General features: G+C 37.9%; 17 protein-coding genes and 1 tRNA gene. 8 read left to right on the forward strand and 10 right to left on the reverse strand.

Going from position 1 to position 12,011, the window contains the following annotated elements:
- Nucleotides 1–58: 58 nt before the first annotated feature.
- From RIC88_RS03575 to RIC88_RS03600, 6 genes are all read right to left on the reverse strand, one after another.
- Nucleotides 59–769 carry a hypothetical protein gene (locus RIC88_RS03575; RefSeq protein WP_350216099.1) on the reverse strand — a complete coding sequence of 237 codons (711 nt, stop codon included), beginning with the start codon at nucleotides 767–769 and terminating at the stop codon, nucleotides 59–61.
- Entirely contained in the window at nucleotides 766–1,191 is a 426-nt protein-coding gene (locus RIC88_RS03580; RefSeq protein WP_350216100.1) for a MarR family winged helix-turn-helix transcriptional regulator, read from the reverse strand. Before RIC88_RS03580 ends, RIC88_RS03575 begins: the two co-directional genes overlap by 4 nt.
- A gap of 92 nt (nucleotides 1,192–1,283) precedes the next feature.
- The gene (locus RIC88_RS03585) at nucleotides 1,284–1,808 is read right to left on the reverse strand and encodes a hypothetical protein (RefSeq protein ID WP_350216101.1); all 525 of its coding nucleotides are present in this window, start codon (nucleotides 1,806–1,808) and stop codon (nucleotides 1,284–1,286) included.
- Nucleotides 1,809–1,895: 87 nt separating this feature from the next.
- Complete coding sequence (locus RIC88_RS03590) at nucleotides 1,896–2,435, reverse strand: hypothetical protein (RefSeq protein WP_350216102.1); 540 nt, start codon at nucleotides 2,433–2,435, stop codon at nucleotides 1,896–1,898.
- A gap of 1 nt (nucleotide 2,436) precedes the next feature.
- The gene (locus tag RIC88_RS03595) at nucleotides 2,437–2,763 is read right to left on the reverse strand and encodes a HesB/IscA family protein (RefSeq protein WP_350216103.1); all 327 of its coding nucleotides are present in this window, start codon (nucleotides 2,761–2,763) and stop codon (nucleotides 2,437–2,439) included.
- Entirely contained in the window at nucleotides 2,763–3,170 is a 408-nt protein-coding gene (locus RIC88_RS03600) for a hypothetical protein (protein ID WP_350216104.1), read from the reverse strand. The genes RIC88_RS03595 and RIC88_RS03600 overlap by 1 nt, the downstream gene beginning before the upstream one ends.
- Before the next feature lie 79 nt (nucleotides 3,171–3,249).
- On the opposite strand from RIC88_RS03600, the gene mce reads away from it, so the two are divergent.
- Nucleotides 3,250–3,654, forward strand: a complete 405-nt coding sequence (mce, locus tag RIC88_RS03605; protein WP_350216105.1) for a methylmalonyl-CoA epimerase — start codon at nucleotides 3,250–3,252, stop codon at nucleotides 3,652–3,654.
- A 217-nt stretch (nucleotides 3,655–3,871) separates the two neighbouring features.
- The gene (gene thiL, locus RIC88_RS03610) at nucleotides 3,872–4,903 is read left to right on the forward strand and encodes a thiamine-phosphate kinase (protein ID WP_350216106.1); all 1,032 of its coding nucleotides are present in this window, start codon (nucleotides 3,872–3,874) and stop codon (nucleotides 4,901–4,903) included.
- A 298-nt stretch (nucleotides 4,904–5,201) separates the two neighbouring features.
- Here the strand turns inward: thiL and RIC88_RS03615 are convergent, their stop codons facing one another.
- Entirely contained in the window at nucleotides 5,202–5,771 is a 570-nt protein-coding gene (locus RIC88_RS03615) for a YceI family protein (RefSeq protein WP_350216107.1), read from the reverse strand.
- Nucleotides 5,772–5,890: 119 nt separating this feature from the next.
- Between RIC88_RS03615 and RIC88_RS03620 the strand changes: the two genes are divergently transcribed.
- Together RIC88_RS03620 and RIC88_RS03625 are read left to right on the forward strand one after the other, a co-directional pair.
- A complete protein-coding gene (locus tag RIC88_RS03620; RefSeq protein WP_350216108.1) occupies nucleotides 5,891–6,454 on the forward strand; it encodes a DUF3109 family protein in 564 nt (187 codons plus the stop codon).
- Nucleotides 6,455–6,548: 94 nt separating this feature from the next.
- A complete protein-coding gene (locus RIC88_RS03625; protein ID WP_350216109.1) occupies nucleotides 6,549–7,595 on the forward strand; it encodes an AI-2E family transporter in 1,047 nt (348 codons plus the stop codon).
- 119 nt (nucleotides 7,596–7,714) lie between these two features.
- On the opposite strand, the gene RIC88_RS03630 is transcribed toward RIC88_RS03625, so the two are convergent.
- On the reverse strand, nucleotides 7,715–8,866 hold the full coding sequence (locus tag RIC88_RS03630; RefSeq protein ID WP_350216110.1) for a methionine aminotransferase: 1,152 nt from the start codon (nucleotides 8,864–8,866) through the stop codon (nucleotides 7,715–7,717).
- An 83-nt stretch (nucleotides 8,867–8,949) separates the two neighbouring features.
- Between RIC88_RS03630 and RIC88_RS03635 the strand changes: the two genes are divergently transcribed.
- Nucleotides 8,950–9,729 (forward strand): hypothetical protein, encoded by a 780-nt coding sequence (locus RIC88_RS03635; RefSeq protein WP_350216111.1) that lies wholly within the window; start codon nucleotides 8,950–8,952, stop codon nucleotides 9,727–9,729.
- An 18-nt stretch (nucleotides 9,730–9,747) separates the two neighbouring features.
- Here the strand turns inward: RIC88_RS03635 and RIC88_RS03640 are convergent, their stop codons facing one another.
- Nucleotides 9,748–10,104, reverse strand: coding sequence for a hypothetical protein (locus RIC88_RS03640; protein WP_350216112.1), 357 nt, complete (start codon nucleotides 10,102–10,104; stop codon nucleotides 9,748–9,750).
- A gap of 161 nt (nucleotides 10,105–10,265) precedes the next feature.
- Here RIC88_RS03640 and RIC88_RS03645 point away from each other — a divergent pair, with 161 nt between their 5' ends.
- From RIC88_RS03645 to RIC88_RS03655, 3 genes are read left to right on the forward strand one after another with little or no spacing between them, the layout of a single operon-like run.
- Complete coding sequence (locus RIC88_RS03645) at nucleotides 10,266–10,841, forward strand: hypothetical protein (RefSeq protein WP_350216113.1); 576 nt, start codon at nucleotides 10,266–10,268, stop codon at nucleotides 10,839–10,841.
- 10 nt (nucleotides 10,842–10,851) lie between these two features.
- Nucleotides 10,852–11,025, forward strand: a complete 174-nt coding sequence (locus RIC88_RS03650) for a hypothetical protein (RefSeq protein ID WP_350216115.1) — start codon at nucleotides 10,852–10,854, stop codon at nucleotides 11,023–11,025.
- Between the two features lie 10 nt (nucleotides 11,026–11,035).
- The gene (locus tag RIC88_RS03655) at nucleotides 11,036–11,677 is read left to right on the forward strand and encodes an MCP four helix bundle domain-containing protein (protein WP_350216116.1); all 642 of its coding nucleotides are present in this window, start codon (nucleotides 11,036–11,038) and stop codon (nucleotides 11,675–11,677) included.
- Nucleotides 11,678–11,749: 72 nt separating this feature from the next.
- Here RIC88_RS03655 and RIC88_RS03660 read toward each other — a convergent pair.
- Nucleotides 11,750–11,823: transfer RNA gene (locus RIC88_RS03660), tRNA-Ile, on the reverse strand.
- Between the last annotated feature and the right edge of the window lie 188 nt (nucleotides 11,824–12,011).

A 12,011-nucleotide genomic window follows, 5' to 3' on the forward strand; every position in this document is an offset into this window, starting at 1 on the left:
TAGATCCTGAAACAAGTTCAGGATGACTAAAATTTTTACTTTACGACACTACCAAATATTACTTCTTTATCAACCTATTTAATTGTGTTATGGAAAGCACGTGTATAAACACGGCCACAGGCATTAGGAATCCGGCGACAAGCACATATGGATAAGTCAAACCATCTATTGGCAACATTGGCTCGGTAGCCCCATAAAGTTCAGGCTTATAAATTGTAGACATGAATACGAAAATGATAGAAGCCAGTACTAATAATCCAAGATAATTCCATGCTCGAATGAGTCTCAATCCTGCGGCTTGCTTAACGAACACAAAATAGCCAACGATCAGAATGGTAAAAGCATAAACCATATCAAAGTTATAGCCTTCAATAGACGCCTCTTTGTGAAGAAAGCCGGCAGCAACCGATCCAACGAAAAGCAACTCCACCAGGATTCTGAAAGATTGAAAGAAGAATAGCCAGTTGGGAGAAATATTCATGATCCAGCTTTTATCACGATTTTGATAAACGAACATTCCGATGAAAATGAACGATGGAATGATCATCGATAATGCAAATCGTGGTGGAAATGAAAAGGTTTGAATAAATCCTGAAGCGGCTACAAAAAAGATATAGACCTGCCACAATACAAGCCCTGAAATCAGGATAGTCTTTTTTCTTTTCCTACTTTCTTCATTGAAAGTTTTATCAATGGCAGTAAAACCAAAGTGGATTAAGAGTACGCATACCGCGATTGTTAATCCGATATAGCCAAGTTTTAGCATCATGGTTGTGTGGTTTTTAATTTAGACAAGACAGTATTGACAGCCTCTTCTCCATCATCCTGAAGGAGAGAACGAATTTCTTCCATAGCCTTTTGCCATGCCGGAATGGCTTTTTCAAGTTGCACCTTTCCTGCTTCGCTAATATTTAAAGCAGGAAAGTCTTTTTTAGTGACATACCCGTGATCTACCAACCGTTTTAGGTTTCGGTTGAGGGTCGATTTTTCCATAAATAGAATATCACATAGTTCTTTCTGAGTCAAATCACTGCGCTTTGAAAGAATGAAAAGCAAGCTCATCTGACTGTTGGATAATCCATGCTCTTTGATGTGCTTTCTAAAGATTTTGGCCGTTATTCTGCTTATCCGACTCATTTTCCCGGAGAGGCATGTTGTGGGGTCTGTGGATTCAAGTAATGGATAGCTCATATAGGTTGTATATACAACTTTACGAAAAATTTGTAAAAAGGTTATTATTTCATGGTCTTACTACATTAGGTGAGGTTATATAAATGACAATGCTAGTATAGCTTCATCGGCTCGCTGGCAATTCCCCTGGCACTCCATCGCTCTCCATATACAGACTCGTAGATGATTTCGACCTGGATAACATCCTGATCTGAAAACCATTTTTTAAGAATAGGAGCATTCACCGTGTCTTTGGTAACACCAACCAGTTCCATTTGCTCACCGGCAGGCACCAGTCTTCCTTTTTTAATATTTGAATAGGATACATTGGTGATCGAATCAATCGGTTTGATTACGCTAAAGGTAAAACTTGCAGGGTCGTGATTGTAAACAGAATCCTTGTAATGAATCTTAACTTCTTTGATGAATGCAGGTCCTATGCCATTGTTCATTAAAAGGTAGATATATGATTCACCCGGTCGTCCAGGCTGGGAGTTCCACATTTCCAGATAGGGAAGAACAGAGGCATATTGCTGCTTCCGGATCAGATCTGTTTGATAAACAATGGTAAATAATGTGCCGAGTGAGGCTATGATAGCAACTAAGCTTAGCCATCTGTCTGAAGACCACTTTTTCATGTGACTAAAATAGCCATACGGAGCGTATTAGACGAAATGAGTATTTGAATTAATGATCTATATGTATTTTATGGGTACTATCTTTTCTTATCTAAACTGTTGAAACATAGTTTGATCGTACAACTTTAGATATTTAGCATAGGTTTCAATGCCTTTCTTTTCTTTTAAAAAGTCTTCTTTTAATTCCGGTCTATCATTTAACATTTTGGTAATTGAATTTTTATTCATTGGATAAGTATGTCCGGTCTTAAAATCTATTATTGTATAACCAGCTCCATAACGTTCTGTTGTCTTATAGAAATATCCTAACCTAAAACCACAATAAAGAAGCCTTGTATATCTCACTAGGTTTCCAGGGTCATATTCATTTGAATTGATATAAAAATTAATTCCGTCCGTCAAACCAAATATCCTACTAGAATTAAGATTAAATTCTGGATTCGTCTCGATAGAATTAGCCTTAAGCGATTTCTTTGCTTTTGGTGTAGCTATTTCATTTATAGAGATTCCATCTATTGGTTTGTTTAGAATAAATGAGCTTACCGTAGGATAAACGCCATTTTCTAGTTTTTGTGAATATGATTGGAAGAAAATAGCAAAAATTATTGCAAACAGAATTCCTCTCATGCTACACAGAAAAACTCTCACCACAACCGCAAGTCCTTGAAGCATTCGGGTTTACAAACTGAAACCCTTTACCATTTAAACCATCAGAGAAATCCAATGTGGTTCCTAGAAGATACAAAAGGCTCTTTTTATCAACGAGAATTTTCACCCCTTTATCTTCAAACACTTCATCCGCAGCATGAATCTTCGGATCGAATGATAAATCATACATCAATCCCGAGCATCCGCCTCCTTTTACAGAAACACGAATGTTGTTCTCCAGTGATTTACCCTCTTTAGTCAGCAAGGTCACAATCTCTTCTCTCGCTTTGTCAGTTACATTTATCATCAGGCTACCGGGTTTAATACAATGCTAAAAACAGTCAAGTTATTCATGTCTCGACCATAATAGAGCTTGTCCATAGCATCATACATGTTTTTTGCGCGGAAATAGGACGTTTGCAGTTCGTTCATCCCTTTCATCATCCATTGAATGGTGAAAGAGCTTTCCTTGTCCTTGTGCGTACGAACATAATCGAGCATTTTGTGAAGTGAATCTGTCTTGTCAAAACCGGTTATGGTTTTAAACAAGAAAGACTGATTGTGTCGTGGGTTGATCGTGATTAAATCAAGTTTCATTTTTCCATCGGCGTTGGAAAATTCAAAAATCACTTCATCACTTCTCAGCCCAAGAAAGTTCTTTATTTCATTCTGAATCTTTGCAGATTCTACATGTACATCAGATCGTAGCTCCATTTCTGTCAATATGTTGGTAAACTTTTCAGATCGACTGAAAGTTCCTGCATTTTTGCAAAGTTACTAGAGAACGAGCAAAATGTGGAAAAACGTAGAACATATCGGCATAGCGGTTAAGGATTTGAAGCATGTAAATGAGGTATATACCCGACTTTTCGGACAACCTCCTTACAAGTTGGAGTCTGTGGCTTCCGAGCAAGTGGACACCTCCTTTTTTAAGGTTGGAGAAACGAAGATTGAGTTTCTTTCTGCAAATGGAGAAGACAGTGCTATTGCTAAATTCATAGAGAAACGGGGGGAGGGCATTCATCACATTGCTTTTGAAGTGGAAGATATCCACCATGAATTGAAACGCCTGCAAGAAGATGGTTTTCAGTTTACAAAGCCTGAGGTGTTTAAAGGTGCAGATAATAAACTGGTATGTTTTGTACACCCAAAATCAGCTAATGGCGTGCTGGTGGAGTTGTGTCAGGAAATTAAATAATTATAACCACAGAGAACACAGAGATTTTACGCAGAGATTTCTGAGCTCTTTGAGTCTTTCTCAATTTAGGGTTAATGATATATAGTCGAGTTGGTCTCTGAGGTCGCCGTGCGTTTCTCAGCGATCTTTGGGTTAAGATTAAAAAAATAATAGAGAAACTGATTTTTCACAGATGTCTCTGTTTATTCTCAGTTTTTTCTGCGATTAAATAAAAAATATGAGCGAAGAAAAAAGAACAGAAATTGGTGAAATAGGGGAGTTTGGTCTGATCGACCGAATAGCTGAAAAGTTCGAACCTAAAAACGAAAAGACTGTCAAAGGGATCGGTGATGATACGGCAGTATATGATATGGGTGACAAATACCTCCTGACTACAACGGACATGCTGCTAGAAGGGGTGCACTTCGACCTTTCATATATGCCCTTACCTCATCTGGGATACAAAGCAGTGGCAGTAAACATCTCGGACATAGCTGCAATGAACGGCACTCCAAAACAAATAACTGTGAATTTGGGATTGAGCAATCGGTTTTCTGTGGAAGCTGTGGAGGCACTTTATGAGGGTGTAAAGGCTGCCTGTGATGAATATAATGTTGATTTGGTAGGAGGGGATACCACTTCGTCTTCCTCCGGTTTAGTGATTTCTGTTACCGCACTTGGTGAAGTAGATCGGGATAAAGTTGTGTATCGAAATGGTGCGATGGAAAGCGACATCCTGTGTGTAACCGGCGATCTTGGAGGAGCTTTTGTAGGGTTGCAAGTTCTGGAAAGAGAAAAAGCAGAATTTATGGCCAACCCGGACATGCAACCAAAGCTTGACAAGTATGATTATGTGGTTGGACGTCAGTTGAAACCGAAGGCACGTATGGATATCATCCATGAGTTTAAGGACTTGGGCATTAGACCGACCTCAATGATAGATGTATCGGACGGACTGGCTTCAGAAGCTTTCCATTTATGCAAGCAGTCAGGGCTGGGTGTTGCCATCTATGAAGATAAGCTTCCAATTGAAAAACAGGCGTATGAAACCGCTGCAGAATTTAGCATTGATCCAAACTCATGCGCACTGAATGGAGGGGAAGATTATGAACTTTTATTCACCATCGGTCAGGATGATTTTGAGAAAATTAAAAATCATGCTGACATTCATACGATTGGCTATATGCAGGCAAAGGAGAAAGGGAGAACGTTTGTAACCAGAAGTCAGAATGTAGTAGAGCTACAGGCGCAGGGTTGGAAGCACTTCTAAGGATTCTCAGGCTCTTGCGTTTCCGAAATAAATTTTTGGCAATTTGATTTATTGCCGATAAACAGTAAGGTATTACTTCTGTATACCCTCCATTCGTCATAGATCTTATTATAAATCAATGTGATTGGTTTCGCCCTCAGGCGCTCATTAAAATTCACGTTTGTAACTAGTTGATGACTGTTGCGCAAAAGTTGACTGAACAGACTTTAATATTTTGCATTCTGAGTTTGAAATCTTGCATAAAAAAAGCCGCCCGATTGCTCGGAGCGGCCCAATCACCTAATCACTACTCTGTATCTTATTTGTTTGCTACAAGGTTGACGGTAAGATCGAAATTATCATAGATCGTTTTGTCACCCAGGTTGTCAAAAAAGCTTCCTGAACCAAATCGAACATCAAACTTTGAACGATCAATTGTTAATGTAGCAGAAGCGTATATTTTACCTTCTTTTTCTTCAACATTAGCTGTAAACTGAATTTGTTCTGTTTTTTCCTTAATCGTAATATTTCCTATCACTTTGTATCTGCCAGGTCCTTGTGGGACTGCTTTTGTAATGACGAATGTGGAAGTTGGATATTTTTCTACTCCAAAGAAATCATCAGATTTCAGGTGACCTTCCAATTTACCTTTATACTCTCCGGAAAGGTCTTTGTCTTCAATAGTAGTCATATCTATGGTGAAGATTCCACCAACAAGTTTTCCGTCTTCCATTTCTAGCCTTCCACCTTTAAGGTCGATAACTCCGTTATGCTGGCCGGTTACTTTTTTACCTACCCATTCCACTGTGCTTTTCTCAATGTTCACTTTGTAGGTTTCTTTTGCCTCACTGCTTAACAGTGCTGCAAAAATCATAAATGCTTTAATCATGGTTCTGTGTTTTAAATTTCTCTTTTACTTACAAATTAAATGTATATACATATAATGTACAAACAAGTAACGTACATAGTTCAAAATTGTTCCATAATTTTGAAGAAAATTTGAAAGTCATGATTGAGGTAGGGAAAACGTTGATTTCCGATGATGTAGTTTCGGAAGCATTTGTTTGTGATTTGACAAAGTGTAAAGGAGCCTGCTGTGTGGATGGCGACCTGGGTGCACCGCTGTTGGAGGAAGAACTGGAAGAGATTGATAAAGTGATTGATTTGGTTAAGCCTTACCTTACAGACGAAGCAATTGAAGTGTTGGAAAAGGAGGGAGGATATCTTTTAGACGAAGATGGCGACCTGTCTACTACCACAATCAATGGAAAAGAGTGTGCGTTTGCTTTCTATGATGAAAACAAAATTCTGAAGTGTAGTATAGAACAAGCTCATAAGGAAGGAAAAACCAATTTCAAGAAACCAATCTCTTGCCATTTATATCCAATCAGAATTTCAAAACTTCCTGATTTTGAAGCACTCAATTATGATCGCTGGCAAATCTGCTCACCCGCATGTGATCTGGGAAAAGAGCTAAAAGTTCCTGTCTACAAATTTCTTAAAGAAGCCCTGATCCGAAAGTATGGAGCGGATTGGTATTCGGAGTTGGAGGAGCGCGTGAACGAGGCTTGAGTTATTGATCATACGTATATTTCTTCTGAAAGAAATCTGGTTGAACTAAACTAGGCCAATAGGCATTACTCTCATTATATTCCATTCAATAAGCATGAACGATAGAAAAACCACCAACATCTTACTTTTAATTATCGTCGTGCCGCTGGTGTTTTATTTACTTAAAACACTTTCTTTTATTTTCATTCCGTTGGTTTCCTCGATGTTTATTGCGTTGCTTTTTTTACCTCTAATGAGATGGTTTAAAAAGAAACGCGTGCCTAAGGTCTTGAGCATTACGATCGTAATTCTAATTATAGCAGCTTTCTTTAAGCTAAGTGGTGAATTGATTCAACTTTCCAGCCGAGAGATCTTAGCTACTGACAATGCCTTTTTTGAAAAAGCGAAGATTAAACTCACCACATTATTGAATTCACTTGAAGTATTCTTCGGCGTTGATTTTTTGCAAGGAGAGGATACCTTAGGTTCATTGATTCAAAAAGATACGATCATCAAAAACTTTGCCCCTACAGTGGGCTTTATTACGGATACAGTTTCTATGACACTTGTCACGATATTCTTTGTGGTCCTCTTTCTGGCAGGTTCTATTGATATGCAAAAGGTATTGAACAGCACTATTCTGAAGCAGCACTTTTCATCGGTCAAAACTTTCATGAAGATAGAGAAAGAGTTAATTACCTTCATTAAGGTAAAATTCTTTCTAAGCTTATTCACCGGCATAGGTATAGGAATTGCCTGTTGGGGTTTCGGTGTAAGCTTTCCCATCTTTTGGGGATTGTTCGCCTTTATGATCAATTTCCTCCAGATGATTGGATCGGTAATCACGGTGGTACTCCTGGCTATTTTTGCTTTTGTGGAAATAGAGTCAGCATCTATGCTTTTCTTATTCGTTCTTACAACAACGGGGGTTCAAACTTTATTTGGAGGTGTTTTAGAACCAATTTTTATGGGAAAATCATTTTCTATCAATGTGATCACGATCTTGATAATGCTGATGCTTTGGGGATATGTTTGGGGAATCCCGGGATTGATTATGTCTATTCCTATTACGGTATTTCTTAAAATACTTTTTGATCAATCTGACCGCACAAAAGTCATTTCGGAATTGATATCTGGTAAATCAAGGAATAGTTTGGCATGATACGGATTTAATTGTTCCTCTTTTTGCGGGTGCTGAAGCGGATGATTGTGGGGTAGGAAATTAATGATCCGAGTCATTCTGAACTTGTTTCAGAATCTATTAAACAATAGACCCCTTAATTAAGCCTTCAATTTTATTAATCGTTCTGCTGCAGCTTCAATTGTTTTTTCCTGCTTAGCGAAACATAATCGAATGACTTTATCCCCCGGGGGATTCGTATAAAAAGGAGACATTGGGATGGCAGCAACACCGATTTCTGCGGTGAGGTACTTGGCGAATTCTAGATCACCTAAATCACTAACTTCTTCGTAATTATAAGCTTGAAAATAGGTTCCTTTTGCCACTTTAGGGATTAATGGAACATCCTTTAAGAGTCCGTTCATTTTGTCTCTTTTCTTCTCAAAAAAGGAGGGAAGGTATTCGTAGTTTTTAGGATCAGCCAAATAATCTGCAATGGCAAATTGAACAAATGAATTGGTGCAAAATACATTCCATTGATGTACGACTTTAAACTCTTTAATCAGGTATTCAGGCCCAACGATATACCCCAATTTCCATCCTGTAGCATGGAGCGTCTTCCCAAATGAAAACACGGCCATTGACTGTTCAAATAGATTAGGAAATCGCATGATACTTTGGTGTTGTTCTCCATCGAAGATTAGGTGTTCGTATACCTCATCACTAAGTACTACTATATTATTATCCTTTATAATTGCTTCCAAAGCTTCCATGTCTTGCTTTGTTAGTATAGTTCCACTAGGATTATGAGGGGTGTTTATGATGATCATTCGTGTCCTGTTATTCACCATGTCTCTGACCCTATTCCAGTCAATCCCATAATCCGGATAAGTCATGGTATATGGTTTCACAACTCCTCCTGCCAACTGAATCTGAGGAGTGTAGCAGTCATAGGCAGGCTCAAAGATGATTACTTCATCTCCTTTATTCACAAAAGCCATAATAGCAGTATAAAGTGCTTGCGTAGCTCCTGCGGTGACACAGATTTGAGTATTTGGGTCAATAGGCATGCCATAGACATGCTTCATTTTTTTACTCAAGGTCTCGTTTAGTTTTGGCAATCCTGCTAAAGGGGCGTACTGGTTTTTCCCTTCTTTCACATGTTTGGCTACCAGGTCTTTGAGCTTTTCATCGCATTCAAAATCAGGAAATCCCTGACCCAGGTTTATTGCCTTATACTCGGATGCTAGTTTGGACATCACCGTAAAAATGGTGGTGCCGGAGGAGGGCAGCTTAGATACTGTTTTGATCATATTTGGTATAATTCAAAGTTAGTTGAGAATTTCTAAGTGATCGTCTCAAAATTATGGTGCAATCGATTCTAAAAGAATCGAAAATGAATCAATTTGAGGTAACGCCGATAACCTATAAGAACACCGATTTGGTCAGCACCTTCTCGAGTTATTTAGAAGATGAATTACGCACAATATTGCCTACACAAGAGGTGGAAGTCGTTAGCGAATCTAAGTTTAAACTAATCAGTTCCTATTGGTTAAAAGACGAAAATATTCTGGTTGCTTTTTCGCTAAAACAATTTGATGGGGAAGAAGCCGTTAAAGTTTTTGCATCAGAATCAGTTTTCATACCGAAAGACGATCTTTTGGAGAAGGGGCTTGTGTTTTACCCGGATGATCGCCATGTCTCGAGGGTACGATCAGAGTTTCTTTTGAATGAGGCAAATGGAGGAGTTCAGGTGGATCTTGTCACTCAAAAGGGTACAAGAAGGCTTGTTTTTGGATCCGGAGACAATTTGAGTTTATATGTGAGTGCTACCCGCCCTGTTTTTATAACACTGCTTAATATATGGGATGATGGTACCCAGGTTTTGATGATGGAGAATTATTACATTGGAAAAGATCGTATCAATCAAACCATTGAATTACCGTTTGAATGGGATGTTAAGTGTCCATGTGGGACCGAATACATCAAATTGATTGCTGAAAAAAACCCTTTGATACCAATGGCAACTGAAAAAGATGATAATGGATTTAAGGTTGTTATTAAAGATTTCAGTCAAAACATTGAAGAAATTAGAAAGCGACAGTTGGATATACAGCTTTCAGAAAAAGATTACTATTTTGGAGAATCACATTTAGTTATTACTACTACTCAATAATGTAACACCCAAAGATCCTTACCCTACCAAATAATCCTTTGCTTCTTCTTCTGAATCGAATGGGGCCACTTCTGTCTTTGTCACCAAATTATAGCCTTTTAGTAGAATTTTTTTCACTCCGGTAATACCTAGAACAGCACGTTTTTCAGATTTCCCATTAAAGTATTGCTTGCCATAGTTTTTGAGACGATCCATGACTTCAGGATCTGTGAATGTACCCCTAACATCCAGAAGCAAATAGATTTTTTCAGTTGCCTCCAAATAGAATTTCTTCATCTCTTCCAGATTGGCCAGCACAACTTCTTTTGACTTTAAGTCTTTAAAATTGACATATAGGATTCTCCGACCTTTATGGGTAATGTACGAAACAGGCATGGACGATTTTTAAATGTTAAAACTATACATATTGAGTTTATGAAAGGTATTAATTCGTAAAACAAGAGCTTAAACGCTATTATTCGCATACGTATTTCGAGCAAAAAAATTACCAAATAATTGCTATTCACTCATTTAAGTAAACTGCGTTCATTTGATATATGAAAGCTGTAATTATCCAAATATTGTTTTTAGTTTCATTTACGGCACACGCCAAACGAACTCATCTATCCGAACCTTACAAGGTTGAGAAAAGGATCTTACTATTGTCAGTAAACCTTGATGTTGAAATGATGGAGCTTTCTAAGTATAAAAACCTAAAAGCCTTTTGTAATGAAAGTAGTTACCGGCAGACAATTTTCGGTATGCTGGATCAAATTCATGAGTATCATGACATGCTGGAAAAGGATCTTCAAGCCACTACTTACAATCACTCCAAACGGACGATCCAGCGAATTTTGAATCACATGGACAAGCTGGATCATAAATTCAACCCTGAAAGCTTCACTAGTTTCTTTAAAGATCAATGTTCATTCCAATCAAAAATCGAAAAGTATTCCGACCATTATAAAGCTGGATTTGGGACGCATTCTTATGGCGGAAGGGTATATGCCCAGGAAGTGGTAATGTACAGGTACCTAAAACGGTTAACCAAAAGAGTAAAAAGTATTAAAAGGAATGTAGAGCACTTTTACATTCGGCGAAAGGTATGGGAGCATGAATATCAAACAACTTAATATGGGCAAAATGCAAAAGAATACGATGACTATGTTGGAGTACTGCAAGGTTCTTTTAAGTAAGCTCAGTTTCGATCAGGAGTTAATTGAAAAAGAATATAGAAAAGGACTTAAATATTTAAGCTCAAATGATCAGGCAGAACTCAAGCAATGGTTAAGAATAAACGGAATGAAAATTGATTAAATGAATCGCCATGAAATGGAAAAGCATACTAAATAAAAAGCGAAACGAAACACTGATCCTATTTTCGGTACTATTGATGATTGCGATGGTGGCCTCTATGCACAATAAACATCTATCTGATCTGGAAGAATCGATTACCACTATTTATAAGGATAGATTAGTTGCCAAGGATTACATTTTCGATTTGTCAAGAAAGATTGATTCAAAGAAAGTTGCATTGAGTACTGCAGAGGATGAATTGATAGAGTCAATTACATTAACCAATCATTCCATAGATCAACTTTTGGAAAGTTATGAGAAGACCAGATTGACAGAAGAAGAGAATATGTTACTAAGGAAATTAAAGGATGATATAAATCTATCAGTTGAATTTGAGAATCAGATCTTTCATAATCCAACACTTACGCGTAGAATAGTTATCAAGAACCACCTTAATAGTCAGTATGACCTGATACTGTCAGATTTAGAGGCATTATCAGATATTCAACTTTTTGAAGGAAAGAAAATTCTTGATAGTTCTAACCGAATCATAGCCTCGAATGGAATCACAAAGCGATTAGAAGTTGCATTACTTATAGTGATAACATTGGTTTTTTTGATGGCTATTTCCTCACCTAAAGTTTTAATTCAAAAAGATTTTTGGCAGGGGTAGATGTAGTTTTTTCTATGCAGTAAGGTTTACAAAAAAAGCACTTCCGAATCTCGGAAGTGCTTTCTTGTTTAGTGGGCCCACCAGGGCTCGAACCTGGGACTTACTGATTATGAGTCAGTTACTCTAACCAACTGAGTTATAGGCCCATTATGTAAAAAACAGGGACTTACTGATTATGAAGCTACGCGCTCCGGACTATGCGTCCCAGTCAGCTACCCTAACCAATCTGAGCCTGACCGCCAACTGGCGGTTTATAGGTTCATTTTACTTTTTGCAGGCTATCTTGAGCTATGTTCAAAGCCAGGTTTTGATAAAACTGTAAGCGATAGCCTTT

The sequence above is a fragment of the Ekhidna sp. genome (genome assembly GCF_040220215.1).
Lineage (GTDB): Bacteria > Bacteroidota > Bacteroidia > Cytophagales > Cyclobacteriaceae > Ekhidna.

Excerpts from the sequence above, each read along its gene's own strand:
- RIC88_RS03650 (WP_350216115.1), top strand. The coding sequence starts at position 10,852 with ATGCAAAAGAATACGATGACTATGTTGGAGTACTGCAAGGTTCTTTTA.
- thiL (WP_350216106.1), top strand. The coding sequence starts at position 3,872 with ATGAGCGAAGAAAAAAGAACAGAAATTGGTGAAATAGGGGAGTTTGGT.
- RIC88_RS03590 (WP_350216102.1), bottom strand. The coding sequence starts at position 2,435 with ATGAGAGGAATTCTGTTTGCAATAATTTTTGCTATTTTCTTCCAATCA.
- RIC88_RS03625 (WP_350216109.1), top strand. The coding sequence starts at position 6,549 with ATGAACGATAGAAAAACCACCAACATCTTACTTTTAATTATCGTCGTG.
- RIC88_RS03635 (WP_350216111.1), top strand. The coding sequence starts at position 8,950 with ATGAATCAATTTGAGGTAACGCCGATAACCTATAAGAACACCGATTTG.
- RIC88_RS03600 (WP_350216104.1), bottom strand. The coding sequence starts at position 3,170 with ATGGAGCTACGATCTGATGTACATGTAGAATCTGCAAAGATTCAGAAT.
- RIC88_RS03575 (WP_350216099.1), bottom strand. The coding sequence starts at position 769 with ATGATGCTAAAACTTGGCTATATCGGATTAACAATCGCGGTATGCGTA.
- RIC88_RS03655 (WP_350216116.1), top strand. The coding sequence starts at position 11,036 with ATGAAATGGAAAAGCATACTAAATAAAAAGCGAAACGAAACACTGATC.
- RIC88_RS03585 (WP_350216101.1), bottom strand. The coding sequence starts at position 1,808 with ATGAAAAAGTGGTCTTCAGACAGATGGCTAAGCTTAGTTGCTATCATA.
- RIC88_RS03595 (WP_350216103.1), bottom strand. The coding sequence starts at position 2,763 with ATGATAAATGTAACTGACAAAGCGAGAGAAGAGATTGTGACCTTGCTG.
- RIC88_RS03645 (WP_350216113.1), top strand. The coding sequence starts at position 10,266 with ATGAAAGCTGTAATTATCCAAATATTGTTTTTAGTTTCATTTACGGCA.
- RIC88_RS03640 (WP_350216112.1), bottom strand. The coding sequence starts at position 10,104 with ATGCCTGTTTCGTACATTACCCATAAAGGTCGGAGAATCCTATATGTC.
- RIC88_RS03615 (WP_350216107.1), bottom strand. The coding sequence starts at position 5,771 with ATGATTAAAGCATTTATGATTTTTGCAGCACTGTTAAGCAGTGAGGCA.
- RIC88_RS03620 (WP_350216108.1), top strand. The coding sequence starts at position 5,891 with ATGATTGAGGTAGGGAAAACGTTGATTTCCGATGATGTAGTTTCGGAA.
- RIC88_RS03580 (WP_350216100.1), bottom strand. The coding sequence starts at position 1,191 with ATGAGCTATCCATTACTTGAATCCACAGACCCCACAACATGCCTCTCC.
- mce (WP_350216105.1), top strand. The coding sequence starts at position 3,250 with ATGTGGAAAAACGTAGAACATATCGGCATAGCGGTTAAGGATTTGAAG.
- RIC88_RS03630 (WP_350216110.1), bottom strand. The coding sequence starts at position 8,866 with ATGATCAAAACAGTATCTAAGCTGCCCTCCTCCGGCACCACCATTTTT.